The 26,708-nt window shown below is 60.7% G+C and carries 31 protein-coding genes; 19 read left to right on the forward strand and 12 right to left on the reverse strand.

The features are described from left to right. Positions 1-109: 109 nt before the first annotated feature. A complete protein-coding gene (locus AC1Q6Y_RS00725) occupies positions 110-538 on the reverse strand; it encodes an NINE protein (RefSeq protein ID WP_057712919.1) in 429 nt (142 codons plus the stop codon). Between the two features lie 251 nt (positions 539-789). On the opposite strand from AC1Q6Y_RS00725, the gene AC1Q6Y_RS00730 reads away from it, so the two are divergent. Continuing rightward, positions 790-1,410, forward strand: coding sequence for a C40 family peptidase (locus AC1Q6Y_RS00730; protein ID WP_057712918.1), 621 nt, complete (start codon positions 790-792; stop codon positions 1,408-1,410). A gap of 144 nt (positions 1,411-1,554) precedes the next feature. Here the strand turns inward: AC1Q6Y_RS00730 and AC1Q6Y_RS00735 are convergent, their stop codons facing one another. After that, positions 1,555-2,589, reverse strand: coding sequence for a type IV pilus twitching motility protein PilT (locus tag AC1Q6Y_RS00735; protein WP_154947802.1), 1,035 nt, complete (start codon positions 2,587-2,589; stop codon positions 1,555-1,557). A gap of 56 nt (positions 2,590-2,645) precedes the next feature. Between AC1Q6Y_RS00735 and AC1Q6Y_RS00740 the strand changes: the two genes are divergently transcribed. The 10 genes from AC1Q6Y_RS00740 (at position 2,646) to AC1Q6Y_RS00785 (ending at position 9,626) form a co-directional block, all read left to right on the forward strand. Further along, positions 2,646-3,332: a YggS family pyridoxal phosphate-dependent enzyme gene (locus AC1Q6Y_RS00740; RefSeq protein WP_057712916.1), complete on the forward strand. Its 687-nt coding sequence runs from the start codon at positions 2,646-2,648 to the stop codon at positions 3,330-3,332. 35 nt (positions 3,333-3,367) lie between these two features. Continuing rightward, entirely contained in the window at positions 3,368-4,186 is an 819-nt protein-coding gene (gene proC / locus AC1Q6Y_RS00745; protein ID WP_340312868.1) for a pyrroline-5-carboxylate reductase, read from the forward strand. A 10-nt stretch (positions 4,187-4,196) separates the two neighbouring features. Beyond that, the gene (locus AC1Q6Y_RS00750) at positions 4,197-4,787 is read left to right on the forward strand and encodes a YggT family protein (RefSeq protein WP_057712914.1); all 591 of its coding nucleotides are present in this window, start codon (positions 4,197-4,199) and stop codon (positions 4,785-4,787) included. Between the two features lie 4 nt (positions 4,788-4,791). Continuing rightward, on the forward strand, positions 4,792-5,088 hold the full coding sequence (locus AC1Q6Y_RS00755) for a DUF167 domain-containing protein (RefSeq protein WP_090451949.1): 297 nt from the start codon (positions 4,792-4,794) through the stop codon (positions 5,086-5,088). 181 nt (positions 5,089-5,269) lie between these two features. Beyond that, a complete protein-coding gene (gene metX / locus AC1Q6Y_RS00760) occupies positions 5,270-6,409 on the forward strand; it encodes a homoserine O-succinyltransferase MetX (RefSeq protein ID WP_008046479.1) in 1,140 nt (379 codons plus the stop codon). A 7-nt stretch (positions 6,410-6,416) separates the two neighbouring features. Then, complete coding sequence (metW, locus tag AC1Q6Y_RS00765; RefSeq protein WP_056726485.1) at positions 6,417-7,037, forward strand: methionine biosynthesis protein MetW; 621 nt, start codon at positions 6,417-6,419, stop codon at positions 7,035-7,037. Positions 7,038-7,063: 26 nt separating this feature from the next. Then, entirely contained in the window at positions 7,064-7,498 is a 435-nt protein-coding gene (locus tag AC1Q6Y_RS00770; protein ID WP_057712913.1) for a DUF4426 domain-containing protein, read from the forward strand. Then, entirely contained in the window at positions 7,495-8,091 is a 597-nt protein-coding gene (gene rdgB, locus AC1Q6Y_RS00775; protein ID WP_154860966.1) for an RdgB/HAM1 family non-canonical purine NTP pyrophosphatase, read from the forward strand. The genes AC1Q6Y_RS00770 and rdgB overlap by 4 nt, the downstream gene beginning before the upstream one ends. Continuing rightward, the gene (gene hemW / locus AC1Q6Y_RS00780; RefSeq protein ID WP_407516172.1) at positions 8,088-9,293 is read left to right on the forward strand and encodes a radical SAM family heme chaperone HemW; all 1,206 of its coding nucleotides are present in this window, start codon (positions 8,088-8,090) and stop codon (positions 9,291-9,293) included. The genes rdgB and hemW overlap by 4 nt, the downstream gene beginning before the upstream one ends. A 9-nt stretch (positions 9,294-9,302) precedes the next feature. Then, positions 9,303-9,626 (forward strand): DUF3392 domain-containing protein, encoded by a 324-nt coding sequence (locus AC1Q6Y_RS00785; RefSeq protein ID WP_102670623.1) that lies wholly within the window; start codon positions 9,303-9,305, stop codon positions 9,624-9,626. 117 nt (positions 9,627-9,743) lie between these two features. On the opposite strand, the gene trmB is transcribed toward AC1Q6Y_RS00785, so the two are convergent. The 4 genes from trmB to AC1Q6Y_RS00805 form a co-directional block, all read right to left on the reverse strand. Next, positions 9,744-10,469, reverse strand: coding sequence for a tRNA (guanosine(46)-N7)-methyltransferase TrmB (gene trmB, locus AC1Q6Y_RS00790; protein ID WP_057712910.1), 726 nt, complete (start codon positions 10,467-10,469; stop codon positions 9,744-9,746). A 9-nt stretch (positions 10,470-10,478) separates the two neighbouring features. Continuing rightward, positions 10,479-11,273 carry a thiazole synthase gene (locus tag AC1Q6Y_RS00795; protein ID WP_007975390.1) on the reverse strand — a complete coding sequence of 265 codons (795 nt, stop codon included), beginning with the start codon at positions 11,271-11,273 and terminating at the stop codon, positions 10,479-10,481. A gap of 60 nt (positions 11,274-11,333) precedes the next feature. Beyond that, entirely contained in the window at positions 11,334-11,534 is a 201-nt protein-coding gene (thiS, locus tag AC1Q6Y_RS00800; RefSeq protein ID WP_007953386.1) for a sulfur carrier protein ThiS, read from the reverse strand. A 71-nt stretch (positions 11,535-11,605) separates the two neighbouring features. Further along, the gene (locus AC1Q6Y_RS00805) at positions 11,606-11,986 is read right to left on the reverse strand and encodes a DUF423 domain-containing protein (RefSeq protein ID WP_057712909.1); all 381 of its coding nucleotides are present in this window, start codon (positions 11,984-11,986) and stop codon (positions 11,606-11,608) included. 74 nt (positions 11,987-12,060) lie between these two features. Here AC1Q6Y_RS00805 and mtgA point away from each other — a divergent pair, with 74 nt between their 5' ends. Further along, the gene (gene mtgA / locus AC1Q6Y_RS00810) at positions 12,061-12,783 is read left to right on the forward strand and encodes a monofunctional biosynthetic peptidoglycan transglycosylase (protein ID WP_057712908.1); all 723 of its coding nucleotides are present in this window, start codon (positions 12,061-12,063) and stop codon (positions 12,781-12,783) included. A gap of 162 nt (positions 12,784-12,945) precedes the next feature. Here mtgA and rpoH read toward each other — a convergent pair whose 3' ends face one another. From rpoH to ftsY, 4 genes are all read right to left on the reverse strand, one after another. Further along, positions 12,946-13,800, reverse strand: coding sequence for an RNA polymerase sigma factor RpoH (gene rpoH, locus AC1Q6Y_RS00815; RefSeq protein WP_007975386.1), 855 nt, complete (start codon positions 13,798-13,800; stop codon positions 12,946-12,948). Between the two features lie 120 nt (positions 13,801-13,920). Beyond that, positions 13,921-14,943, reverse strand: a complete 1,023-nt coding sequence (gene ftsX, locus AC1Q6Y_RS00820) for a permease-like cell division protein FtsX (protein ID WP_057712907.1) — start codon at positions 14,941-14,943, stop codon at positions 13,921-13,923. Further along, complete coding sequence (ftsE, locus tag AC1Q6Y_RS00825) at positions 14,940-15,611, reverse strand: cell division ATP-binding protein FtsE (RefSeq protein WP_007975383.1); 672 nt, start codon at positions 15,609-15,611, stop codon at positions 14,940-14,942. Before ftsE ends, ftsX begins: the two co-directional genes overlap by 4 nt. After that, entirely contained in the window at positions 15,608-17,176 is a 1,569-nt protein-coding gene (gene ftsY / locus AC1Q6Y_RS00830; RefSeq protein ID WP_492623907.1) for a signal recognition particle-docking protein FtsY, read from the reverse strand. Before ftsY ends, ftsE begins: the two co-directional genes overlap by 4 nt. A gap of 342 nt (positions 17,177-17,518) precedes the next feature. Here ftsY and AC1Q6Y_RS00835 point away from each other — a divergent pair, with 342 nt between their 5' ends. The 5 genes from AC1Q6Y_RS00835 to AC1Q6Y_RS00855 are packed head-to-tail and all read left to right on the forward strand — an operon-like array spanning position 17,519 to position 22,866. Beyond that, positions 17,519-18,874 (forward strand): M16 family metallopeptidase, encoded by a 1,356-nt coding sequence (locus AC1Q6Y_RS00835; protein WP_057712905.1) that lies wholly within the window; start codon positions 17,519-17,521, stop codon positions 18,872-18,874. Continuing rightward, the gene (locus AC1Q6Y_RS00840; RefSeq protein WP_057712904.1) at positions 18,867-20,357 is read left to right on the forward strand and encodes a M16 family metallopeptidase; all 1,491 of its coding nucleotides are present in this window, start codon (positions 18,867-18,869) and stop codon (positions 20,355-20,357) included. Before AC1Q6Y_RS00835 ends, AC1Q6Y_RS00840 begins: the two co-directional genes overlap by 8 nt. Beyond that, positions 20,357-20,968 carry a 16S rRNA (guanine(966)-N(2))-methyltransferase RsmD gene (gene rsmD / locus AC1Q6Y_RS00845; protein WP_057712903.1) on the forward strand — a complete coding sequence of 204 codons (612 nt, stop codon included), beginning with the start codon at positions 20,357-20,359 and terminating at the stop codon, positions 20,966-20,968. The genes AC1Q6Y_RS00840 and rsmD overlap by 1 nt, the downstream gene beginning before the upstream one ends. 56 nt (positions 20,969-21,024) lie before the next feature. Beyond that, positions 21,025-22,023 carry a hydrolase gene (locus AC1Q6Y_RS00850; RefSeq protein WP_090457712.1) on the forward strand — a complete coding sequence of 333 codons (999 nt, stop codon included), beginning with the start codon at positions 21,025-21,027 and terminating at the stop codon, positions 22,021-22,023. 3 nt (positions 22,024-22,026) lie between these two features. Beyond that, a complete protein-coding gene (locus tag AC1Q6Y_RS00855) occupies positions 22,027-22,866 on the forward strand; it encodes an AraC family transcriptional regulator (RefSeq protein WP_057712902.1) in 840 nt (279 codons plus the stop codon). 131 nt (positions 22,867-22,997) lie between these two features. Here the strand turns inward: AC1Q6Y_RS00855 and AC1Q6Y_RS00860 are convergent, their stop codons facing one another. Then, positions 22,998-23,852, reverse strand: a complete 855-nt coding sequence (locus tag AC1Q6Y_RS00860; protein ID WP_090451962.1) for a sulfurtransferase — start codon at positions 23,850-23,852, stop codon at positions 22,998-23,000. A gap of 32 nt (positions 23,853-23,884) precedes the next feature. After that, complete coding sequence (locus AC1Q6Y_RS00865) at positions 23,885-24,556, reverse strand: TetR/AcrR family transcriptional regulator (protein WP_057712900.1); 672 nt, start codon at positions 24,554-24,556, stop codon at positions 23,885-23,887. A gap of 145 nt (positions 24,557-24,701) precedes the next feature. Between AC1Q6Y_RS00865 and AC1Q6Y_RS00870 the strand changes: the two genes are divergently transcribed. Then, complete coding sequence (locus AC1Q6Y_RS00870; protein WP_492623908.1) at positions 24,702-26,132, forward strand: coniferyl aldehyde dehydrogenase; 1,431 nt, start codon at positions 24,702-24,704, stop codon at positions 26,130-26,132. A 28-nt stretch (positions 26,133-26,160) separates the two neighbouring features. Next, positions 26,161-26,706 carry a twin-arginine translocation pathway signal protein gene (locus AC1Q6Y_RS00875; RefSeq protein WP_407516164.1) on the forward strand — a complete coding sequence of 182 codons (546 nt, stop codon included), beginning with the start codon at positions 26,161-26,163 and terminating at the stop codon, positions 26,704-26,706. Positions 26,707-26,708: the final 2 nt, after the last annotated feature.

Genomic DNA, 26,708 nt, shown 5'->3' on the forward strand with positions numbered 1-26,708 from the left:
GTCGCCTGCATTCGCGAGCAAGCCCGCTCCCACATTGGTTCTGCGATGAACACAGTATTTGTGTACACCGAAGATCAAATGTGGGAGCGGGCTTGCTCGCGAAGGCGATTTAGAAGGCGCCTCTATTCTGCGCATTACGCACAGAAACCTGGTCATTCAACGTCCAGAAGTCATACAGCACCCCGAGAAAGAACAACCCGCCCGTCAGCAGGTACAGCAACCCGCTGATCCATTTCCCCTGATACATCCGGTGCACGCCGAACACCCCGAGAAACGTCAGCAGGATCCACGCCACGTTGTATTCGACGGGACCTGCGGTGAACCGCAGGTCCGCTTCACGGTCCATGGACGGGATCAGGAAAAGGTCGATCAGCCAACCGATCCCCAGCAAGCCGAAGGTGAAGAACCAGATCGTCCCGGTCACCGGCCTGCCGTAATAGAAGCGGTGAGCCCCGGTAAAACCGAAAATCCACAGCAGGTAACCGATCACTTTGCTGTGGGTGTCTTGCTGCTGGACAGCCTGTTGATAGGGGTTCATGAATGACCTCGATTCACACGATAGATAAATATTCTTTAATTCTTTGTGACTTTTTTACAGGCACCCGACGTATGGCAAGTGCTACCTTCACTCCCGTCAAAGCCTTGTAACACCGGACTCCTGTCCGACAATTGCACCATTTTGCCGCTTTTTTGCCACCATTGCCCCCCGGATTGAATCGACCAACGGCCTCGGAAGCGGCAAAAAAGCTGTTATAAAGTTGCGCGCTAACCTATTAAGAGCCTTGCCTAATGCGTTCATTTTTCAAGACATGGCTAACCATTTGCCTTTTGATGCCACTGGCCGCCCACGCCACCAATCGTGAGCAACGTCTTCCAAACGTTAATGGTTACACCCCAAAATCCCATGCCTCTGCTCCTTCGAGCAAAGACAAGAAATCCGCTAAATATGCTCCAAGCCTGGCCAGCAGCAAAAGCGGCCTGGTTCCACCGATGGGCACCAAGGAAAGCAGCGACGTGCTTAGCCGCGCGGTGAACGTCCTCGGTACCCCTTATCGTTGGGGCGGCAGCAGCCCAAGCAAAGGCTTCGATTGCAGCGGCCTGGTGAAATACGCGTTCAACGACGCCACGTTCGACCTGCCACGCACCTCCAACGCCATGGCCAGCGGTCATGGGGAGAAAGTCGATCGCAACGACCTGAAGCCGGGCGACCTGATTTTCTTCAACATCAAGAGTCGTCGGGTCAATCACGTTGCCATTTACCTGGGTAACGACCGCTTCATCCACGCGCCACGTCGTGGCAAGTCGGTATCCATCGACACTTTGAAGAAACCGTACTGGGAAAACCACTACGTGGTTGCCAAGCGGGTTCTGCCGAAAGAACAGAATGCGTTGCGGGTTGTTCAGCGCTGATTTGAATTTCCGGGGAATGCCCTTGGAAAGTGCTTGAACATGATGACCCCCTTCGCGAGCAAGCTCGCTCCCACTTTGGAATGCACTCCCCTGTGGGAGCGAGCTTGCTCGCGAAGAGACCCTTGAAAGCACCTCAAATCTTCCTCAAAAATTATCCGGCGACCGCGCCTTCTCCCGCGCATGGTCACGACTGACCAACCCCTTGGTCACCAGGTCCTTCAAGCTCATATCCAGCGTCTGCATCCCCAACGACCCTCCCGACTGAATCGCCGAGTACATCTGCGCCACCTTGTCCTCGCGGATCAGGTTCCGGATCGCCGATGTCCCCAGCATGATCTCGTGGGCCGCGATGCGTCCGCCGCCGATTTTCTTCACCAGGGTCTGGGACACCACCGCCAGCAGCGACTCGGAGAGCATCGAGCGCACCATCGACTTCTCGTCCCCCGGAAACACATCGACCACCCGGTCGATGGTTTTCGCCGCCGACGTGGTGTGCAGCGTGCCGAACACCAGATGGCCGGTTTCGGCAGCGGTCAACGCCAGGCGAATGGTTTCCAGATCGCGCATCTCCCCCACCAGGATCACATCCGGGTCTTCCCGCAGTGCCGAACGCAAGGCGGTGGCGAAACTACGGGTATCACGATGGACTTCACGCTGATTGATCAGGCATTTGCGCGACTCGTGAACGAACTCGATGGGGTCTTCGATGGTGAGGATATGGTGATGGCGATGGGTATTGAGGTAATCGATCATCGCCGCCAGCGTAGTGGACTTGCCGGAACCGGTCGGGCCGGTTACCAGCACCAGGCCACGGGGAGCGTCGGTCATCTTGCGGAACACGTCGCCCATGCCCAGCTCATCCATGCTCTGCACTTTCGCCGGGATGGTGCGAAACACCGCGCCCGCGCCACGGTTCTGGTTGAACACATTGACCCGAAAGCGCGCCACGCCGGGCACTTCAAAGGAAAAGTCGGTTTCCAGATGCTTTTCGAAGTCCACCCGCTGGGCGTCATTCATGATGGCATGGATCAGAGTCTGCACCTGTTGGTGATCCAGGGCCGGCAAATTGATGCGTCGCACATCACCGTCGACGCGAATCATCGGCGGCAGGCCGGCGGACAAGTGCAGATCGGATGCCCCCTGTTTGGCGCTGAATGCCAGCAGCTCAGTGATATCCATAGCGCCTCTCAATTCCAGTAGAATGCCGCGAACCTTCAGACCGCTGGCGCCTCTTGATGTCCACCATAGCAGACAACATTCTTCAGGTTAGTTCGCGCATACATGCTGCAACACTTGCCGCGAACCGCGCCGAAAACAGCGTCCAGTTGCTGGCTGTGAGCAAGACCAAACCCGCTCAAGACCTGCGTGAAGCCTACGCCGCCGGCCTGCGCGACTTTGGCGAGAACTACCTTCAGGAAGCGTTGGGCAAGCAACTCGAACTGGCCGACCTGCCCTTGATCTGGCACTTCATCGGCCCCATTCAATCGAACAAGACTCGCGCTATCGCCGAGCACTTCGACTGGGTGCATTCCGTGGATCGCCTGAAAATCGCACAACGGCTGTCCGAACAACGTCCCGCCGATTTGCCGCCCTTGAACATCTGCATTCAGGTCAATGTCAGCGGCGAGGCCAGCAAGTCCGGCTGCACCCCGGCCGATCTGCCGGCCCTGGCCAACGCCATCTGCGCCCTGCCGCGCCTGAAACTGCGCGGATTGATGGCAATCCCCGAGCCGACGGAAGATCGCGCCACCCAGGATGCCGCTTTCGCTACCGTGCAAAGCCTGCAAGCCAGCCTGAACCTGCCGCTCGACACACTTTCCATGGGCATGAGCCACGATCTCGAATCGGCCATCGCCCAAGGCGCCACTTGGGTGCGGATCGGTACCGCCCTGTTTGGCGCCCGCGACTACGGCCAGCCTTGAAAAATGGCTGACTCTTCTCTTTATAAGGACCTGACATGAGCAAGACACGTATTGCCTTTATCGGTGCCGGCAACATGGCCGCCAGTCTGATCGGCGGCCTGCGGGCCAAGGGTCTGGAAGCGGCACAGATCCGCGCCAGCGATCCGGGCGAAGAAACCCGCGCCCGCGTGAGCGCTGAACACGGCATAGAAACCTTTGCCGACAACGCCCAGGCCATCGACGGTGCCGACGTGGTCGTGCTGGCGGTCAAACCCCAGGCGATGAAAGCCGTGTGCGAAGCCATTCGCCCAAGCCTCAAGCCCCATCAACTGGTGGTTTCGATTGCCGCTGGCATCACCTGCGCCAGCATGAACAACTGGCTCGGCGCCCAGCCGATCGTGCGCTGCATGCCCAACACCCCGGCGCTGGTGCGTCAGGGTGCGAGCGGCCTGTTCGCAACAGCCGAAGTGTCAGCCGAACAGCGTCAGCAGGCCCAGGAACTGCTGTCCGCGGTGGGCATCGCCCTATGGCTGAATGACGAGCAGCAATTGGATGCCGTCACCGCTGTTTCCGGCTCGGGCCCGGCGTATTTCTTCCTGCTGATCGAGGCCATGACCGCCGCCGGGGTGAAACTCGGCCTGCCGGCGGACATCGCTGCGCAACTGACCTTGCAAACCGCCCTGGGCGCCGCACATATGGCAGTCTCCAGCGACGTCGACGCGGCCGAGTTACGCCGCCGTGTCACCTCGCCTGCCGGCACCACGGAAGCTGCAATCAAGTCGTTCCAGGCCAATGGCTTTGAAGCCTTGGTCGAAAAAGCACTCGGCGCTGCCGCGCATCGCTCGGCCGAGATGGCCGAACAACTGGGTCAATAAGGAGCTTTTCATGATTGGATTGAATACCGCAGCGGTCTACGTGCTGCAAACCCTCGGCAGCCTGTACCTGCTGATCGTGCTGATGCGTTTCGTACTGCAACTGGTGCGGGCGAACTTCTACAACCCGATCTGCCAGTTCATCGTCAAGGCCACCCAGCCGCTGCTCAAGCCGCTGCGCCGGATCATCCCGAGCGTGTTCGGCCTGGACATGTCCTCGCTGGTGCTGGCGATCCTGGTGCAACTGGCGCTGATGGCCCTGACCCTGCTGCTGACCTACGGTACCATCGGCAACCCGCTGCAATTGCTGATCTGGTCGATCATTGGCGTGACCGCGCTGTTCATGAAGATTTTCTTCTTCGCCCTGATCATCAGCGTGATCCTGTCCTGGGTCGCCCCGGGCAGCCATAACCCGGGCGCCGAGCTGGTGAACGACGTCTGCGAACCGGCCCTGGCGCCGTTCCGCAAGTTCCTGCCGAGCCTGGGCGGCCTGGATCTGTCGCCGATCTTTGCGTTCCTGGCACTCAAGCTGATCGACATGCTGGTGATCAACAACCTCGCCGCCATGACCATGATGCCGCAAATCCTCCGCGTGTTGATCTGACCCGGTGAGCTGGTTTCGCTGGGACGGTGACGACCTGATTCTGGAGTGTCACCTGCAACCGGCAGCCCGCAGTGATGACTTCTGCGGGCTGCACGGCGATCGCCTGAAGATCCGCCTGACCGCGCCGCCGGTCGAGGGCAAGGCCAACGCGCATCTGATGGCGTTTCTGGCCAAGGCCTTTGGCGTGTCCAAGAGCCAGGTCAGCCTGATCAGTGGCGAGTTGAACCGGCAGAAACGGGTGCGAATCTGCTCGCCGAAGAAGTTGCCGGACTTGCCTGATCTGGTGCGTCCGGCAGGCTGACCGCGTCATCGTTCATCGCGAGCAAGCTCGCTCCCACATGGACCGCATCAATCCTGTGGGAGCGGGCTTGCTCGCGAAGGCCGCACCGCGGTTCTGCTGAATGAAATCAGGCCCGATCGTTGCTTGCCGCTAACCCCAGCGGTCTTTAGACTTACGCCTCATTTCAATGAGAGCAGGGTCGATGCCAGCTGCCTTTCCCCCCGATTCTGTTGGTCTGGTGACGCCGCAAGTGGCGCACTTCAGCGAACCCCTGGCGTTGGCCTGCGGTCGCTCGCTCCCGGCCTATGACCTGATCTACGAAACCTACGGCACGCTCAACGCCACGGCGAGCAACGCCGTGCTGATCTGCCACGCCCTGTCCGGCCATCACCACGCCGCCGGCTACCACAGCGCCGACGACCGCAAACCCGGTTGGTGGGACAGCTGCATCGGTCCCGGCAAGCCGATCGACACCAGCAAGTTCTTCGTGGTCAGCCTGAACAACCTCGGCGGCTGCAACGGTTCCACCGGCCCGAGCAGTATCAACCCGGACACCGGCAAGCCGTTCGGCGCCGACTTTCCGGTATTGACCGTGGAAGACTGGGTGCACAGCCAGGCGCGCCTGGCGGACCGTCTCGGCATCGCCCAGTTCGCGGCCGTGATCGGCGGCAGCCTCGGCGGCATGCAGGCGATGCAATGGAGCATCACTTACCCTGACCGCATCCGTCACTGCCTGGCCATTGCCTCGGCACCCAAGCTGTCGGCGCAGAACATCGCGTTCAACGAAGTGGCGCGCCAGGCGATCCTCACCGACCCGGAATTCCACGGCGGTTCGTTCCAGGAACACAACGTGATCCCCAAGCGCGGCCTGATGCTGGCGCGGATGGTCGGGCACATCACCTACCTGTCCGACGACTCCATGGGCGAGAAATTCGGCCGCGGGCTCAAGAGTGAGAAGCTCAACTACGACTTCCACAGCGTCGAGTTCCAGGTGGAAAGCTACCTGCGCTATCAGGGCGAGGAGTTTTCCGGGCGCTTTGATGCCAACACCTACCTGTTGATGACCAAAGCGCTCGACTACTTCGATCCGGCGGCGAACTTCGACGATAACCTGGCGAAAACCTTTGAAGGCGCCAAGGCCAAGTTCTGCGTGATGTCGTTCACCACCGACTGGCGCTTCTCCCCTGCCCGCTCGCGGGAACTGGTGGACGCGCTGATGGCCGCGCGCAAGGACGTCTGCTACCTCGAGATCGACGCTCCGCAAGGCCACGACGCCTTCCTGATTCCGATCCCGCGCTACCTGCAGGCATTCGGCAATTACATGAACCGCATTACGTTGTGAGAAAGCCATGAGAGCTGATCTGGAAATCATCCAGGAATGGATCCCCGCCGGCAGCCGCGTGCTCGACCTCGGGTGCGGCGATGGCGAACTGCTGACCTGGCTGCGCGATAACAAGCAAGTCACCGGTTATGGCCTGGAAAACGACGCCGACAATATCGCCGAGTGCGTGGCCAAGGGCATCAACGTCATCGAACAGGACCTGGACAAGGGCCTGGGCAACTTTGCCAGCAACAGTTTCGATGTCGTGGTCATGACCCAGGCGCTGCAAGCGGTGCACTACCCTGACAGGATCCTCGAGGAAATGCTGCGCGTCGGTCGCCAGTGCATCATCACCTTCCCCAACTTCGGCCACTGGCGGTGCCGCTGGTACCTGGCGAGCAAGGGCCGCATGCCGGTTTCCGAGTTCCTGCCGTACACCTGGTACAACACTCCGAACATTCACTTCTGCACCTTCGCCGACTTTGAAGCCTTGTGTCGCGAACGTGAAGCGAAGGTCATTGATCGGCTGGCCGTGGATCAACAGCATCGGCACGGGTGGGCCAGCAAGCTATGGCCTAATCTGTTAGGTGAGATCGGTATCTACCGCGTCAGCAGTCCGGGACTTTCCGACCACAAGGTCGCGGTCTGATCCACCCTACTTCAAGGAGAACGATCATGGGTCGTCTAGCGTTGTTTCTACTCACTGCCTGCCTGAGCGTCACCGCCATGGCCGCCGACGCCATCAAGAGCGAACGCAAGGAAACCTTCGGTGACGTGACGGTGCACTACAACACCTTCAACTCCACCTACCTGCTACCGGACGTTGCCAAGGCTGCCCAGCTGACCCGCAGCAAGGATCAGGGCGTGATCAACATTTCGGTGATCAAGGCCGGCACGCCGATGGCGGCCGACGTCAGCGGCACCGTCAAAGACCTGACCAGCCAAAGCTACACACTGAACTTCAAGCAGGTCACCGAGCAAGGAGCGATTTACTACATCGCCCAATACCCGGTACCGCAGCAGGAAATCCGCACCTTCAACATCAAGGTGCAGACCGGCGACAAGATCAACACCATCAATTTCAACCAAGAGCTCTTCCCTGGCCAATGATCAACTTCACGCAACTCGTACTGGCCAGCCATAACGCCGGCAAACTCAAGGAACTCCAGGCCATGCTCGGCGAGTCGGTGCACCTGCGCTCGATCGGCGAGTTCAGCAGCGTCGAGCCCGAAGAGACCGGTTTGTCGTTCGTCGAGAACGCCATCCTCAAGGCCCGCAATGCCGCGCGCATTTCCGGCCTGCCGGCGCTGGCCGACGATTCCGGGCTGGCAGTGGATTTCCTTGGCGGCGCGCCCGGTATCTACTCGGCGCGTTATGCCGATGGCAAGGGCGATGCGGCGAACAACGCCAAGCTGCTCGACGTGTTGAAAGACGTGCCTGAAGCCGAACGTGGCGCGCAGTTCGTATGCGTGCTGGCACTGGTGCGCCACGCCGATGATCCGTTGCCGATCCTCTGCGAAGGTTTGTGGCACGGGCGAATCCTGACCCAGGCCAGCGGCGAACACGGTTTTGGCTACGACCCGCTGTTCTGGGTGCCGGAGCGCGATTGCTCCAGCGCCGAACTGAACCCAGGCGACAAGAACCAGATCAGCCACCGCGCCCGTGCAATGGATCTGCTGCGCCAGCGTCTGGGCTTGAAATGACCCGTGAATCATCCGCTTCGCCGCTGATCTTCGGCGGCGATGCTCTATCGCCTCGGGCGGCCCTGCCAGTGCTGCCGCCGCTGGCGCTGTATATCCACATCCCGTGGTGCGTGCGCAAATGCCCTTATTGCGACTTCAACTCCCACACCGCCAGCCCCGTGCTGCCGGAAGAAGAGTACGTCGACGCATTGCTGGCCGATCTCGATCAGGACCTGCACGCCGTTTATGGTCGTGAGCTGAGCTCGATTTTCTTTGGTGGCGGCACGCCAAGCCTGTTCAGCGCTGATTCGCTGGGTCGCTTGCTCAAAGGCGTCGAACAGCGCATTCCGTTTGCCAGCGACATCGAAATCACGCTGGAAGCCAATCCGGGGACGTTCGAGCAAGACAAGTTCGTGGCGTACCGGAAACTGGGGATCAATCGCCTGTCGATCGGTATTCAGAGCTTTCAGCAAGAAAAGCTCGAGGCCCTGGGACGGATTCATAACGGTGACGAAGCCGTACGCGCCGCCGGTATGGCGCGGCAGGCCGGGTTCGACAACTTCAACCTGGACTTGATGCATGGCTTGCCGAATCAGTCCCTGGACGATGCCTTGGCGGACCTGCGCACAGCCATCGCCCTGAAACCGACTCACCTGTCGTGGTATCAACTGACCCTGGAACCGAACACAGTATTCTGGAACCAGCCACCGACTCTGCCGGAAGACGACACGCTGTGGGACATTCAGGAGGCCGGGCAAGCACTGCTGGCTGAACATGGTTACGCGCAATACGAAGTCTCGGCCTATGCCCTGCCCGGTCGCCCGGCGCGCCACAACCTCAATTACTGGAGTTTTGGCGACTTCATTGGCATCGGCGCCGGCGCCCATGGCAAGCTCAGCCATCCGGACGGGCGCATCATTCGCACCTGGAAGACCCGCCTGCCGAAGGATTACCTGAATCCGGCGAAAAGCTTTAAGGCCGGCGAGAAAGCGCTGGGCAACGATGAAATGCCGTTCGAATTCCTGATGAACGCACTGCGCCTGACTGAAGGCGTCGAATCGCGGCTGTACCCTGAACGTACCGGCATGACGCTGGAAAGCCTCGCTGAAGGCCGCCGTGAAGCCGAACAAAGCGGCCTGTTGCAGGTCGAACCTTCACGTCTGGTAGCCACCGAGCGCGGACAACTCTTCCTCAACGACTTGCTGCAGAAATTTCTGACATAAGGAAATCGAATGGATTTGGTACTCGACCTGCTTGCCACTGTGTCTCGCTGGAGCCGCAGCAACCTCTCGGAAATCGCCCTGGCCCTGGTGGGCTGCCTGCTGGTGCTGTTTGGTGCGGATTTCAAAGGCTGGGTCGAGCAACGCCTGGGCAGCATCGCCGGCGCCTTGCGTGTGCCACTGATGTCCCTGCTGTGCATGGTTGGTAGCGGTGCGGCACTGATCTATGCCACGCCCTGGGTCGTGCGCGGCTTGAGCCAGTTCAACAACTACAGCCTGGCGCCGGTGTTGTTGGTGGTGCTGGTGTTGATTGGCGTGGTCGCTGACCGCCGCTGATCTCAGCCACACCCTAAAACAACTGTGGGAGCGAGCTTGCTCGCGATGATGCCATAACATCCAACATCTCTGTTGACTGCCAGGCCGCCATCGCGAGCAAGCTCGCTCCCACAGGTTTTACGCCAGCTTCTCGAACTTCAGATCCCACACCCCATGCCCAAGACGCTCGCCACGGCGTTCGAACTTGGTGATCGGGCGCTCGGCCGGGCGTGGCACGCACTTGCCGTCTTCGGCAAGGTTGCGGTAACCCGGCGCAACGTTCATCACTTCCAGCATGTATTCGGCGTACGGTTCCCAGTCGGTGGCCATGTGCAGAATGCCCCCAACCTTCAACTTGCTGCGCACCAACTCAGCGAAGGACGCCTGAACGATACGACGCTTGTGGTGACGGCTCTTGTGCCACGGGTCCGGGAAAAACAGCATCAGGCGATCGAGGCTGTTATCGGCCACGCAGCGGTTGAGCACTTCGATCGCATCGCAATCGTAGACCCGCAGGTTGGTCAGGCCTTGTGTCAGCACGCCATTGAGCAGCGCACCGACACCCGGACGGTGAACCTCAACGCCAATGAAATCCTGATCCGGCGCAGCCGCTGCCATTTCCAGCAGCGAATGGCCCATGCCGAAACCGATTTCCAGCGAGCGCGGTGCCGAGCGACCGAACACCTGGTCGAAATCCACCGGCGCGTCGGCCAGCGGCAGCACGAACAGCGGAGTGCCCTGCTCCAGGCCCTTTTGCTGGCCTTCGGTCATGCGCCCGGCGCGCATCACGAAACTCTTGATGCGGCGGTGTTGGCGCTCGTCGCCTTCTTCCGTCTGGATAGGCGTGTCGTTCGATTCAGTCATCAATGGCTCTTACTTGATCAGACCATCCAGCGGCGAAGAGGCGCTGGCATAGAGTTTTTTCGGCATGCGGCCGGCGAGGTAGGCCAGTCGGCCTGCGACGATCGCATGTTTCATGGCTTCGGCCATCATGACCGGCTGCTGGGCGTGGGCAATGGCCGAGTTCATCAGCACGGCATCACAACCCAGTTCCATGGCGATAGTGGCGTCGGAAGCAGTACCGACACCAGCATCCACCAGCACCGGGATCTTGGCTTCTTCGAGGATGATCTGCAGGTTATATGGATTGCAGATCCCCAGACCGGAGCCGATCAGACCGGCCAGCGGCATCACCGCGATGCAACCGATTTCCGCCAACTGACGGGCGATGATCGGGTCGTCACTGGTGTAAACCATCACGTCGAAGCCTTCCTTGACCAGCGTTTCGGCGGCCTTGAGGGTTTCGATCACGTTGGGGAACAGGGTTTTCTGATCCGCCAGCACTTCCAGCTTGACCAGGTTGTGGCCATCGAGCAGCTCACGAGCCAGGCGGCAGGTGCGCACGGCCTCGATAGCGTCATAGCAACCGGCGGTGTTCGGCAGGAAGGTGTAGCGATCCGGCGACAGCACTTCGAGCAGGTTCGGCTCGCCCTCGATCTGGCCAAGGTTGGTGCGGCGCACGGCGAAGGTGACGATCTCGGCACCCGAGGCTTCGATGGCCAGGCGGGTTTCTTCCATGTCACGGTACTTGCCGGTACCGACCAGCAAACGCGACTGGTAAGTACGACCGGCCAGGACGAAAGGCTTGTCGCTGCGAACGATGCTCATGGGAAATCCTCTGTAGGGGTGAGGTACTTGCAGAATTCTGTGGCCACTGGGGCGAGGCTGCTAGCCGCCGCCGATGGCGTGCACCACCTCGACGTTGTCGCCGTCGTTCAACGTGGTGTCTGCGTGCTGACTGCGCGGGACGATATCCAGATTGAGTTCGACCGCCACCCGGCGACCGGTCAGGTCCAGACGGGTCAGCAGGGCCGCAACGGTTTCACCGTCGGGCAGTTCAAAGGATTCGCCGTTCAACTGAATGCGCATGCCGGATGCCGCCATCATTTTTAGGGGCTGGCATTCTAGCCCGATCGTGACCTAAAGGTCAGCAATAAGCGTCAAGTGGTCAGCGGCAAGCGCCAGGCGGCGAGACCCAGGCAGAGCCAGCCCGCGAGGAAGGCCAGGCCGCCGAACGGGGTGACAATGCCAAGCTTGCTGATACCCGTCAGCGTGAGCACGTACAGGCTGCCGGAGAACAGCAGGATGCCGATGGCAAAGGATGCGCCGGCCCACGTGAGCAAACGGCCGGGAATCTGCGTGGCCAGCAGCGCCACGCCCAGCAGCGCCAGGGTGTGCACCAGTTGGTAAGTGACGCCGGTATGAAAAATCGTCAGATATTCAGGTGTCAGACGGTTTTTCAGGCCATGGGCGGCAAAGGCCCCGAGGCCGACACCGGTGAAGCCGAAAAAAGCGGCCAGCATCAGAAAGCCACGCAGCATGCAGAACTCCAGTCAGTTTCGATCCAAAGGGTCTGTATAATGGCCCGCTCAACGGGTTCGGCCAAGCCATCTCTATGCTGCGTATCTATTTCCGTCATTTCTCCAAGGCCGTGCTCTGGTTCATGGGTGGCAGCGTATTGCTGGTGCTGATCTTTCGCGTGGTGCCGCCACCGGGGACGACGCTGATGGTCGAGCGCAAGATCGAATCCTGGTTTGACGGCGAACCCATCGACCTGCAACGGACCTGGAAACCCTGGGACGAAATCTCCGATGACCTGAAAGTCGCGGTGATTGCCGGCGAAGACCAGAAATTCCCGGAGCACTGGGGCTTCGATATCGGCGCGATTCAGGCGGCGTTTGCCCATAACGAGCGCGGCGGTTCGATCCGTGGCGCCAGTACCCTCAGCCAGCAAGTCTCGAAAAACCTGTTCCTGTGGTCTGGCCGCAGCTGGCTGCGTAAAGGCCTGGAGGCCTGGTTCACCGGACTGATCGAAGTGTTCTGGCCCAAGCAACGAATTCTTGAGGTGTACCTCAACAGTGTCGAGTGGGATGACGGCGTGTTTGGCGCCGAAGCGGCGGCCCGGCATCACTTTGGCGTGAGCGCCAGGAACCTCAGCCGTCAGCAATCGAGCTTGTTGGCCGCCGTACTGCCCAACCCTCGCGTGTGGAGTGCGAGCCATCCGACCGCTTACGTGGCGCGACGCGCAGGCTGGATTCGGAGACAGATGAGCCAGTTAGGTGGCGACAGCTATCTGGTCGGGCTGAACGATTCGCGCCGGGCGCCTTGGGCCCAATAACTGATCCCAATTTTTCAGACCCTGAAAACCACTGTGGGAGCGGGCTTGCCCGCGATGACGGCCTGACATTCAACTTTTATATTGAATGTTCGGGCCTCATCGCGAGCAAGCTCGCTCCCACAGGATCAATGATCGGGGCGTTTTTTATTGCCTGCTCGCCAGTTACGCAGCGATCGACAACTTGAGCTTGTTCATCGCGCTTTTCTCAAGCTGACGAATACGCTCGGCCGACACGTTGTACTTCTGCGCCAGGTCGTGCAGCGTGGCTTTTTCTTCCGCCAGCCAGCGCTGGTAGAGGATGTCACGGCTGCGGTCGTCCAGCACTTCCAGCGCTTCGTGCAGGTTGTGGTTGGAGTTGTCGCTCCAGTCGGCATCTTCCAGTTGACGGGCCGGATCGTACCGGTGGTCTTCCAGATAGTTGGCCGGCGACTGGAATGCACTGTCGTCGTCCGCTTCGGCAGCCGGATCGAAGGCCATGTCATGGCCGGTCAGGCGGCTTTCCATCTCGCGTACTTCCCGAGGCTCTACACCCAGGCTTTCCGCTACGCGATGGACTTCTTCGTTGTTCAGCCAGGCCAGACGCTTCTTCTGGCTGCGCAGGTTGAAGAACAACTTGCGCTGGGCCTTGGTGGTCGCGACTTTCACGATGCGCCAGTTGCGCAGGATGAACTCGTGGATTTCCGCCTTGATCCAGTGCACGGCAAAGGACACCAGGCGCACGCCCATTTCCGGGTTGAAGCGCTTCACGGCCTTCATCAGGCCGACGTTGCCTTCCTGGATCAGGTCAGCCTGAGCCAGACCGTAGCCGGAATAGCTACGGGCGATATGTACGACAAAACGCAGGTGGGCGAGCACCATCTGCCGAGCCGCCCCCAAATCCTGCTCATAATAGAGACTCTCGGCCAGTTCACGCTCCTGCTCCGGCGACAGCAATGGAATGCTGTTGACGGTGTGCACATAGGCCTCCAGGTTCGCACCCGGGACCAGAGCATATGCAGGTTGCAAAGAATTGGTCATACGAAAAAACCTCCGACTTACAAACTCGTGCAGTTCAGCACTGCGAAAATTGACCGGAAACCGAAAGACAAGTTCCCTAAAACCCATAAACGCTGAAAGGTCAATACGAGCAAAATGATACTACTTAGGCGCAAGCTCCCTCAGGTGGCGTGCGACTGCAATCCATGCACCGATATACCCCAACAGCACCGCGCCAAGCAAGAGAGACAGACCGTCGGCAACTGGCACTCCAGCCAGCGCAAAATCACTGCCGTACAAACCGGCCAGCCCCACCACCGCGTCGTTCAGCCAATCAAGGCCGAACGCCAGAACGCCCCAGGACAGAATCCCCGCACCGAAGCCATACAGCGCGCCCATATACAGAAAGGGCCTGCGCACATAGCTGTCAGTGCCGCCGACCAGTTTAATCACTTCTATCTCTGTGCGGCGGTTTTCAATATGAAGACGAATGGTATTGCCTATCACCAAAAGTAATGCAGAAACCAGAAGCACGGTCAGACCGAAGACAAAACGGTCACCCAGCTTGAGGATGGCTGCCAGACGCTCGACCCAGACTAAATCAAGTTGCGCCTGTTGTACCTTCGGCAGCTCGGATAGTTTTTGTCTTAATGCTTCAAGGGCCGGCTTGTCGACTTCAGTCGGCGTCACCAGGACCACGCCCGGCAGCGGGTTCTCCGGCAACTCCTTGAGCGCCTCGCCCAGCCCGGACTGTTGCTGGAACTCTTCCAGCGCCTGATCCCGGCCAACGTATTCGGCCTCGGCGACGCCAGGCATGCCCTTGATCTGATCGCGCAGCGCTTCGCCTTCGGCCGGCTTGGCCTCAAGATCCAGATACAGGGAAATCTGCGCCGCACGCTGCCAGGAACCACCCAGACGCTCGACGTTACTTAGCAAAAGTGACAGCCCCATGGGCAAACTCAGTGCTACCGCCATCACCATGCAGGTGAAAAAACTGCCGATAGGCTGCTTGCCCAGGCGGCGCAGGCTGTCCACCAGACTGGCGCGATGACTTTCGATCCAGGCGCGGAACAACGTGGCAAAATCCGGCCCGTCGTCATCGTCGTGTTTTTTCTTTTGCGGCTGCGGATCGGCGGCCTTCGGGGCCACACGCTCGGAAACCTTGGGGCTACGTGTTGCACTCATACCGCAGCCTCCCCGTCACCGATCAATCGACCGCGTTGCAAGGTCAGCATGCGATGGCGCATGCGGGCGATCAGGGCCAGGTCGTGACTGGCGATCAGCACGCTGGTACCCAGGCGATTGATGTCTTCGAACACACCCATGATCTCGGCGGCCAGGCGCGGGTCGAGGTTACCGGTCGGCTCATCCGCCAGCAGCAAGGCCGGACGATGAACGATGGCGCGGGCGATGCCGACGCGCTGCTGCTGACCGGTGGACAGGTCACCCGGGTACAGATCGGTTTTATCCGACAGCGCCACGCGCTCCAGTGCCGAGTCCACGCGCTTGGCGATCTCGGCCTTGGACAGCCCCAGGATCTGCAAAGGCAACGCGACGTTATTGAACACCGTGCGATCGAACAGCAACTGGTGATTCTGGAACACCACGCCGATCTGCCGACGCAAGAAAGGAATCTGCGCGTTGCTGATGGTGCTCAGGTCTTGCCCGGCGAGCAGCAACTTGCCGCTGGTCGGGCGCTCCATCGCCAGCAACAGGCGCAACAGCGTGGATTTACCGGCGCCGGAATGGCCGGTGACAAACAAGAACTCGCCACGACGGACTCGAAAGCTCAGCTCATGCAAGCCGACGTGACCGTTCGGGTAGCGCTTACCGACCTGTTCGAAACGAATCATGAACGCTCCCGCTCGGCAAACAATGCCTGGACAAAGGGTTCTGCTTCAAAGGTACGCAAATCGTCGATGCCTTCGCCGACGCCAATGTAGCGGATCGGCAGGCCGAATTGCTTGGCCAGGGCGAAAATCACCCCGCCTTTGGCGGTACCGTCGAGCTTGGTCAGCGCCAGGCCAGTCAGTTCGACGGTCTGGTTGAATTGCTTGGCCTGGTTGATGGCGTTCTGGCCGGTACCGGCGTCAAGCACCAACAGCACTTCGTGAGGTGCGTCGGCGTCGAGCTTGCCGATCACCCGGCGAACCTTTTTCAGTTCTTCCATCAGGTTGTCTTTGGTGTGCAGGCGGCCGGCGGTGTCGGCGATCAGCACATCGATGCCACGGGCCTTGGCGGCCTGCACGGCGTCGAAGATCACCGAGGCCGAGTCGGCACCAGTGTGCTGCGCGATCACCGGGATCTTGTTGCGCTCACCCCATACCTGCAATTGCTCCACCGCCGCGGCACGGAAGGTGTCGCCGGCGGCGAGCATGACTTTCTTGCCTTCCAGCTGCAGTTTCTTCGCCAGCTTGCCGATGGTGGTGGTCTTGCCGGCACCGTTGACGCCGACGACCAGAATCACGAACGGCTTGTTTTGCGAGGCGATTTTCAGCGGCTGCTCGACAGGCTTGAGCATCGCTGCCAGCTCGGCTTGCAGGGATTTGTACAGGGCATCGGCATCGGCCAGCTCCTTGCGCGCAACCTTCTGCGTCAGGCGCTGAATGATCACCGAGGTGGCTTCGACGCCCACGTCGGCGGTCAGCAAACGGGTTTCGAGGTCTTCGAGCAACTCGTCATCAATGACCTTTTTGCCCAGGAACAGGCTGGCCATGCCTTCGCCGATACTGGCGCTGGTCTTGGACAGGCCCTGCTTGAGGCGGGCGAAGAAACCGGCTTTGGTTTCTTCGGTGCGTACCGGCTCGACCGGGGCTTCGACGGCCGCCGCGATCGGCTCAGGAATCGGAGCGGGTGCCGGTGCTTGAGCAACCGGAGCAACCGAAGCAACCGAAGCAACCGGAGCAACCGGAGCAACCGGAGCAACCGGAGCAACCGGAGCAACGAATACCGGAACCTCTGGCTGACTGACAACGGGCACAGGCTCGGCCACGACGACTGGCTCAACAATCGGTTCGACCACAGGCGCGTGAACCGGGGCTGGCGTAAACGCTGCCGGAGCCGGAATCGGTGGTGTCACGTGAGGAGCCAGGTCATTTTCGACCAATGCCACGGGTTCTTCGGCCACTGGCAGGGTCAACCACGGTTCGACCGCCGGGGCCGGAGGCTGTTCGGTGACGATTTCGCTGACTGGCTGGGGAACGGCTTCAACCTTGGGTTGCAGCGACGGCTCGGCAATCGGCAGAACAACCGGCGCGGGCGTTTCTTCTATTACCGGGACCGGCGTCGGCGCTGGTTCAGGAATGGCTGGTGGCTGTTCGACGACGGGTTCCTGCGGCTTTTTGCGCAGCCATCCGAACAGGCTTTTCTTCTCGCCAGCCGCAGCTGGGGTCTTCTTGTCGTCGTTGGAACCAAACATGGAGGACGGCTATCTCACGGTAGCGACGCGCCAATGGCGCCCCGGCAATTAAATATTCGATGCAGAACAGACTGCGATTGACCCAGCTTGTTCACGCGCAACATTTTGTCGAGGTGCGAACGGCACCTCACGGAAACGTTTTTACGAAGGACTAAAGCAGCAAAATCGGCGAAAAAGCAGAGTTTAGTTGATAAATTCCAACCTTCTGCTGCAAACCCATACAACCTGATCAAACGCAAAGGCCTGATAGGCGTGGCCGCCAGTAAAACGGATCAGTATCCTAGCACCCTCTCGCCCGCTGACGCTAAGAACAAGCGGGCAGCCCCAAAGGTTTGAAAACGAATGAATGCTCTTGCCCGCCGCGCCGCAGGCCTGCTGCTCAGCACAGTTTGCCTGCCCCTTTCGGCACTGGCTGCCGACCCGCAACCCACCCACGAATTCACTCTCGACAATGGCTTGAAGGTGGTCGTGCGCGAAGACCACCGTGCGCCCGTGGTAGTTTCCCAGGTCTGGTACAAGGTGGGCTCCAGCTACGAGACACCGGGTAATACCGGCCTGTCCCACGCCCTGGAACACATGATGTTCAAAGGCAGCGAGAAAGTCGGCCCCGGCGAAGCCTCGCTGATCCTGCGCGACCTCGGCGCCGAAGAGAACGCATTCACCAGCGATGATTTCACCGCCTATTACCAGGTGCTGGCCCGGGATCGCCTGGGCGTGGCCTTCGAACTGGAAGCCGACCGCATGGCCAGCCTGCGCCTGCCGCCCGACGAGTTCGCCAAGGAAATCGAGGTCATCAAGGAAGAGCGTCGCCTGCGTACCGACGACAAGCCGATGGCCAAGGCCTACGAGCGTTTCAAGGCCATGGCTTACCCGGCAAGCGGCTATCACACGCCGACCATCGGCTGGATGGCCGACCTTGAGCGAATGAAAGTCGAAGAGCTGCGCCACTGGTACGAAACCTGGTACGTGCCCAACAACGCCACGCTGGTGGTGGTTGGCGATGTCACCCCGGACGAAGTCAAAACCCTGGCCCAACGCTATTTCGGCCCGATCGCCAAGCGTGAAGTGCCCGCCGCGAAAAAACCGCTGGAACTGGCCGAACCGGGCGAGCGCCAGATCACCCTGCACGTGCAGACCCAACTGCCTAGCCTGATGCTGGCCTTCAACGTGCCGAGCATCGCCACAGCCGAAGACAAGCGCCTGGTCAATGCCCTGCGCCTGATCTCGGCACTGCTCGACGGCGGCTACAGCGGACGTATCCCGACGCAACTGGAGCGCGGAGAAGAACTGGTGTCCGGCGGCTCGTCGAGTTACGACGCCTATACCCGTGGCGACAGTCTCTTCACCCTGTCGGCATCGCCAAACTCGCAGAAACACAAGACCATCGCCCAGGCGCAAGCCGGTTTGTGGAAGCTGCTCGACCAGCTGAAAACCACGGCGCCAACCGCTGAAGAGCTGGAGCGCGTACGCGCACAAGTCATCGCCGGCCTGGTCTTCGAGCGCGACTCGATCACCAGTCAGGCCACCGCCATCGGCCAACTGGAAACAGTCGGGCTGTCATGGAAACTGATGGACACCGAACTGGCCGATCTGGAAAGCGTCACGCCGGAAGATATCCAGAAAGCCGCCAAGCTGTATTTCACTCGCGAACGTCTCAGCGTCGCCCATGTACTGCCTCTGGAGACGACTCATGAGTGAGCGTAAACCCTCCCGCCTGGCCCTGATCGGCCTGATCGCCGTCACCGTTATCGGTTCCGCAGCGTTCTATTTGTCGCGCTCTGTCGAAACCAATGCCAGCGAAGCCCTCGACAAGGCCAAGGCCAGTCAGAAACTGCAGTCGCTGACCGAACTCAACGGCAAGGCACCGAACCACCGCAAGCTGGACGTGCAGACCTGGAACACCGCCGAAGGCACCAAGGTGCTGTTTGTCGAAGCCCATGAGCTGCCGATGTTCGACATGCGCCTGATCTTCGCTGCCGGTAGCAGCCAGGACGGCGATGCACCGGGCGTGGCGGTGTTGACCAACGCCATGCTCAACGAAGGCGTGGCCGGCAAAGACGTCGGTGCCATTGCCCGGGGCTTCGAAGGCCTGGGCGCCGATTTCGGCAACGGCGCGTTCAAGGACATGGCAATCGCTTCGCTGCGTAGCCTGAGTGCCAAGGACAAGCGCGAGCCGGCCCTGAAGCTGTTCGCCGAAGTCATCGGCAAGCCGACTTTCCCTGCCGATTCGCTGGCCCGCATCAAGAACCAGATGCTTGCCGGTTTCGAATACCAGAAACAGAACCCCGGCAAACTGGCGAGCCTGGAGCTGATGAACCGCTTGTACGGTGATCACCCGTATGCACACGCCAGCGACGGCACGGCGAAAACCGTACCGGCGATTACCCAGGCCCAGCTGCGTGCTTTCCACGAGAAAGCCTACGCAGCCGGTAACGTGGTGATCGCACTGGTCGGCGACCTGTCCCGCACGGAAGCCGAAGCGATTGCCGCCCAGGTTTCCGGCGCCCTGCCCAAAGGCCCGGCCTTGCCGAAAATTGCGCAACCCGCTGAGCCCAAGGCCAGCGTCGGCCATATCGAGTTCCCGTCCAAGCAGACCAACCTGATGCTCGCGCAATTGGGCATCGATCGCGATGACCCGGACTACGCGGCATTGTCCATGGGTAACCAGATTCTCGGTGGCGGCGGCTTCGGCACCCGCTTGATGAGCGAAGTGCGCGAGAAGCGTGGCCTGACTTACGGCGTGTATTCGGGCTTTACGCCGATGCAGGCGCGCGGCCCGTTCATGATCAACCTGCAAACCCGCGCCGAGATGAGCGAGGGCACCCTGAAACTGGTGCAGGATGTGCTGGCCGACTACCTTAAAACCGGCCCGACCGAAAAAGAGCTCGACGACGCCAAGCGCGAACTGGCCGGCAGCTTCCCGCTGTCCACCGCCAGCAACGCCGATATCGTCGGCCAACTGGGCGCCATCGGCTTTTACAACTTGCCGTTGAGTCACCTGGAGGACTTCATGCAACAGTCCCAGTCTCTGACCGTCGAGCAGGTCAAAGCCGCCATGAACAAACACCTGAGCACGAACAAGATGGTCATCGTCAGCGCTGGCCCGACCGTGCCGCAAAAGCCGTTACCGGCCCCTACTGATAAACCTTCCGAGCAGCCGCTCGGGGTTCCGGAGCATTAATGGCTACTCATTCGAAAAAACCTGCCCGCAACGTCCACAACGGCGTGAACCAGCTGCGCATCATCGGCGGCGAATGGCGCAGCCGGAAGCTGAGCTTCCCCGACGCCCCGGGCCTGCGTCCGACGCCGGACCGCGTGCGTGAAACCCTGTTCAACTGGCTCGCGCCTTACGTGCCGGGCGCCAAGGTGCTCGACCCGTTCACCGGCAGCGGCGCGCTGTTCCTCGAAGCCCTGTCCCGTGGCGCGGCCATGGGCCAGGCGCTGGACGCCAGCAGCATCGCGGTGTCCAGCCTGAAGGAACACCTGGGTACATTGCGCTGCACCAACGGCCAGGTCCAGACCGCCGACGCCCTGCGCTACCTGGAAACCCAGACCGCAACGGCCTACGACCTGGTGTTCCTCGATCCACCGTTCAACCAGAACCTGCTGCCCGCCGTTTGCAAGTTGCTCGAAGAGCGCCAATGGCTGGCCGAAGACGCCTGGGTGTACACCGAAAGCGAGTCGGCACCGTCGACCCTGGGCCTGCCGCAGAACTGGCGCCTGCACCGGGAGCAGAAATCCGGGCGCGTCTACTACTCGTTGTGGCAACGTATGGCAGAGATCGTCGGTTAACCGACCGACCTGAAAAAGGTGCGTACCCGCTACGCACCGCTGCATCGAGAATGATCGTGTCTCATCCGCCAGAACGCTTCACCCCCGCCTTCGGCCTCGGCAATCCGCACTTGCAAACCTTGTGGGGGCCGCTGTGGCGTAAAACCGTGCACATCGGTCGCGAACGCGAGCGTCTTTGGCTTGAAGACGGCGATTTTCTCGATCTCGACTGGCACGGCCCGCACAGCGCCGACGCACCGTTGGTGCTGGTATTGCACGGGCTCACCGGGTCCTCGAATTCGCCTTATGTCGCCGGCATGCAAAAAGCCCTGGGCGACCGAGGCTGGGCGAGCGTCGCACTGAACTGGCGCGGCTGTTCGGGCGAACCCAACCTGTTGCCGCGCAGCTACCATTCCGGCGCCAGCGAAGACCTGGCCGAAACCATCAGGCACTTGCGGGCCAAACGGCCTCTCGCGCCACTGTATGCGGTGGGTTACTCCCTGGGCGGTAATGTCCTGCTCAAGCATTTGGGCGAAACCGGCAGCGACAGCGGCGTGACGGGCGCCGTGGCGGTGTCGGTGCCGTTCCGCCTGGACCAGTGCGCCGACCGTATCGGGCAAGGCTTCTCCAAGGTTTACCAGGCGCATTTCATGCGCGAGATGGTCGCCTACATCAAGAACAAGCAGCGACAATTCCAGCATGACGGACGCGAGGAGGGCCTGGCAGCCCTGGCGGCCCTCGGATCCCTGGAAAACATGCGCACGTTCTGGGATTTCGACGGACGCGTCACTGCACCACTGCACGGTTTCGCCGATGCCGAGGATTACTATCGCCGCGCCTCCAGCCGCTATTTCCTTGGCGAAATTCGTACGCCGACCTTGATGATTCAGGCCGCCGACGACCCCTTCGTGTTTCCCCACAGCCTGCCGCAGGTCGATGAGTTGTCCGCTTGCACGCAATTCGAACTGCAAGCCAATGGCGGGCATGTCGGCTTCGTCGACGGTACGCTCAGGCAGCCGGGTTACTACCTGGAGCGACGTATCCCCGAGTGGCTGGCCGCCATAGGGCACTCTTGAATCATGGACGCTGACCAAGGCGAATCAATCCACTTCTGGCAAACCCCGCCACTGGCCGGGGTCGAGTTATTGTCCGCCCGCTACATCGACCATCGTTTCGCCCCACATGTGCATGACGGCTATGTGATCGGCATGATCATGGCCGGCGCCCAGCGTTATCGCTATCGCGGCGCTGAACACCTGGCGGGCAGCGGCACGCTGGTGCTGATCAACCCTGATGAACTGCACACCGGTCACAAAGGCACCGAGGATGGCTGGCTTTACCGGGCGTTCTATCCGGACAGCGGGCAGATGACCTCGCTGCTGGCCGAACTCGAACTGCCAACCCACCACTTGCCGGCCTTCGGTGCCACGCTGTATCGCGACCAGGATCTGGTGAACGGCTTCTGCCAACTTCACCGCTTGCTGGAAAGCCCCGCCAGCGCATTGCAGCAACAAACGGTCTGGCGTGAACTGGTGCTGTCGCTGTTGCAGCGTCATGCGGCGGTGCCTGATGCCGGCAAACCCGGCAAGGAACACCGTGCCGTGAGCCTGGCCAAGGAATTGCTGCACTCGCAATTGGCAGCTCCGCCTTCACTGGAAGCGCTGGCGACGGCGGTCAATCTCTCGCCATTCCATTTCGCCCGGGTGTTCCGCCGGGCCACCGGCATGCCGCCGCACACCTGGCTGATGCAACAGCGCATCGCCCGGGCGCGGGCGTTGCTGCAAAGTGGTTGTCTGCCGCTGGAAGTCGCGATGCAACTGGGGTTTGCCGACCAGAGCCATCTGAGCCGGCAGTTCAAGCAGGTGTATGGGGTTGGACCGGGGGCGTATCGCAGTGCAAAGCGGGGACTTGAGGCTTGATGAGGTCTCACAAACCCCATCCATTCCCGTGGGAGCGAGCTTGCTCGCGATGGCGGCTTAACAATCAGCATCAATATTGAATGTAATGGCCCCATCGCGAGCAAGCTCGCTCCCACAAGGTTTCGTGGCGTTCATTCGCCGGTGGCGATGCCCCGCGCAGGCTCGTTGATCCACTCGCTCCACGACCCGGCATACAACGAACCCAACGGATAACCGGCCAGACACAACGCAAACAGGTTGTGGCACGCCGTCACGCCGGAACCGCAGTACGCCACCAGATCATTTGGCGAACGATCGCCCAGTTTCGCGGCGAAACGCTGCTTGAGCTGATCGGCCGGCAGGAAGCGCCCGTCACTGCCCAGGTTCTCGGTAAACGCAGCACACTGGGCACCTGGGATGTGCCCGGCAATCGGATCGATCGGTTCCACCTCACCCTTGAAGCGCGGCAGTGCGCGGGCATCGAGCAGGGTCAGTTCCGGCCGTGCAAGGCGCTTTTGCAGCTGCTCGGCACTGATCAGCAACGCCGTATCAGGACTGCCGGTGAAGGAGCCACAGGGAATCGCCGGCGCATCCAGGCTCAGCGGCAAACCGGCCGCGTGCCAGGCCTTCAAACCGCCATCAAGGATGAACACACCGTCGCGCTTGCCCAACCATGCCAGCAACCACCAGGCCCGCGCCGCATAGGCCCCCGGACCGTCGTCATACAGAACCACTTCGCTATCGGCATTGATGCCAAAGGCTTGCAGGCGCTCGATCAGTTGCGCCGGCTCGGGTAACGGATGACGCCCGGTCACGCCCTTGACCACGGCGCCACTCAGGTCACGCTCGAGGTCGGCATAGCTCGAACCGGCGATGTGCCCTTCGGCATAGCTGCGCTGACCGTAATCCGGGTCTTCGAGGGCAAAACGACAATCCAGAATCACCAGCCCCGGCTGGTCCTTTTTCAGGTCCAGTGCTTGCGGGCTGATCAGTTGCGCAATGGGCATAGCGGGCTCCTGTGATTAACTCGGCCTTGATCCTACTGTACTTCTTCCAGTGCCTGGGCCAGGGGCACGTAAAACTCTTCGAACAAGGCGCTGACCGCATCGCGGGCCTGGTCCGTAACGAACCCGGCCTCCAGCACCAGCACCTGATACACCCCGCGTTTAATGGCCTGCTCGCTCAAGTGGCTGGAGTTCTCCCGCGTGGTGCACAGGAAGCGTACCCAGGACGTGAGGATGATCCAGGCATTGAGCGTCAAGGATTCGATCTGCACCTTGTCCATCTTCAGGATGCCGGCGGCGACGAAACCTTCGTAGATCGCCCCCCCCTGTATCAGGCAGCGCTGGGAGAAGCGTCGATAGCGGTCGGCCAGGTCCGGATCGCTGTCGAGCAAATGTTCGAGATCGCGATGCAGAAACCGGTAGCGCCACATCGCCGACAGCAGCTCCTTGAGGTAGAAGCGTTTGTCTTCCACCGTGGCGGCACGGCCCTGGGGCGGGCGCAGGAAGCTGTCCACCAGGCTTTCGTACTCGCTGAACAGCACCGCGATGATCGCCTGCTTGTTCGGGAAGTGGTAGTACAGGTTGCCCGGGGAAATTTCCATATGGGCAGCGATGTGGTTGGTGCTGATGCTGCGCTCGCCCTGCTGGTTGAACAGCTCCAGGCTGTTCTGCACGATGCGCTCGCTGGTTTTGATCCGTGGGGCCATGGCTTGAGCTTTAATTCAGAGTGCGTTGACGGGCATCTTAGATCTATCCGCGAGCGGATAAAACAAAGCTGTTCCAGGATGTCATTTGACTTTTTAGAGCATAGACTCTAAAAAGTGCTTCATTACAATAAATCCGGAGCCGACCATGACTGCTGAAATTTCCTACCTGCAGAACCTACAGCAGCCGCTGGAAGAGCTTCAGGCCCTGTTCGACGCCCAGCGTGCCGCGTACGCCGCCAACCCGATGCCACCGGCCGCGCAGCGCCAGCAATGGCTCAAGGCGCTAAAGGATTTGTTAAGCAATGAACGCCAGGCCCTGATCGATGCGATCAGCCAGGACTTCAGCCATCGCAGCGCCGATGAAACCCTGCTCGCGGAACTGATGCCCAGCCTGCACGGCATCCATTACGCCAGCAAACACCTCAAGGGCTGGATGCGAGCCTCGCGACGCAAGGTGGGCGCCGCTTTCCAGCCGGCTTCGGCCAAAGTGGTTTACCAACCGCTGGGCGTGGTCGGGGTCATCGTGCCGTGGAACTACCCGTTGTATTTGGCCATCGGTCCGTTGGTCGGCGCGCTGTCGGCGGGCAATCGGGTGATGCTCAAGCTCAGTGAGTCGACCCCCGCGACCGGCTTGCTGATGAAGCAACTGCTGGCGCGAATCTTCCCCGAAGACCTGGTTTGCGTGGTCCTGGGCGAGGCTGATATGGGCGTGGCGTTTTCACGCCTGCCGTTCGATCACCTGCTGTTCACTGGCGCCACCAGCATCGGCAAACACGTCATGCGCGCCGCCGCGGAAAACCTGACCCCGGTGACCCTGGAACTGGGCGGCAAATCCCCGGCCATCGTTTCCCGGGATGTGCCGCTCAAGGACGCCGCCGAACGCATCGCCTTCGGCAAGACCCTGAATGCCGGCCAGACCTGCGTGGCCCCGGACTATGTGCTGGTGCCGGAGAATCGCGTCGGAGGTTTCGTCGAGGCCTATCGCACAGCCGTCCGTGGGTTTTATCCGACGCTGGCCGACAACCCGGACTACACCGCGATCATCAATGAGCGACAACTGGCGCGTCTCAACGGTTACGTCAGCGACGCCACCAGCAAGGGTGCGCTGCTGATGCCGCTGTTCGACCAGGGCCAGGGCCGCCGCATGAGCCATAGCCTGCTGCTCAATGTCACGGACGAGATGACGGTGATGCAGGACGAAATCTTCGGGCCGCTGCTGCCGATCGTGCCGTACAAGGATCTGGACCAGGCATTTGCCTACATCAACCAGCGCCCTCGCCCACTGGCGCTGTATTACTTCGGCTACGACAAGCGCGAACAACAGCGCGTGCTGCACGAAACCCATTCCGGCGGCGTGTGCCTGAACGACACCCTGCTGCACGTCGCCCAGGACGACATGCCGTTTGGCGGCATTGGTGCCTCGGGCATGGGCCACTATCACGGACATGAAGGGTTCCTGACCTTCAGCAAAGCCAAGGGCGTGTTGATCAAACAACGGTTCAACGCCGCGAAGTTGATCTATCCGCCGTATGGCAAATCGATTCAGAAGCTGATCCAGAAGCTGTTCATCCGCTAACGATAATCACCGTCGGGTAATAACAATAATGACCCCCAGCCTGTCCGATACACCCGCGCTGTCACGGCGCGGGTTGCTTAAATTCAGCCTCGGCGCCACAGCTTTCCTCGCCACCGCCGGACTCGGAGCCAGCCTCAGCGGCTGTTCGTCGAGCGTCCCGGCCAATGGCTTCGTCACGTTACGCAGCGGCGACCTGCTGTTTTTGCGGGCGTTGATCCCGGTCATGCTCGAGGGTGCCGTGACCGCCGAACAGATGCCCGAGGCTGTCGATGGCACGCTGAAAAGCCTGGATTACAGCCTGGCCCACCTGTCGCCGGAAATGCTCAAGCTGACTCAACAACTGTTCGATGTGCTGGGAATGGCCGTGACCCGCGGACCGCTGACCGGGATCTGGGGCAGCTGGGAAAACGCCAGTGCCAACGACATTCGAGCTTTTCTCGATCGCTGGGAAAACAGCTCGTTGAGCCTGTTGCGCATGGGCCACAGCTCCTTGCTGCAACTGGTGATGATGGCCTGGTACGGCCGCAAGGAATCGTGGGCGCATTGCGGGTATCCCGGGCCGCCAACCGTCTGAAA

The organism is Pseudomonas sp. GW823-FHT06E10 (genome assembly GCF_058794995.1).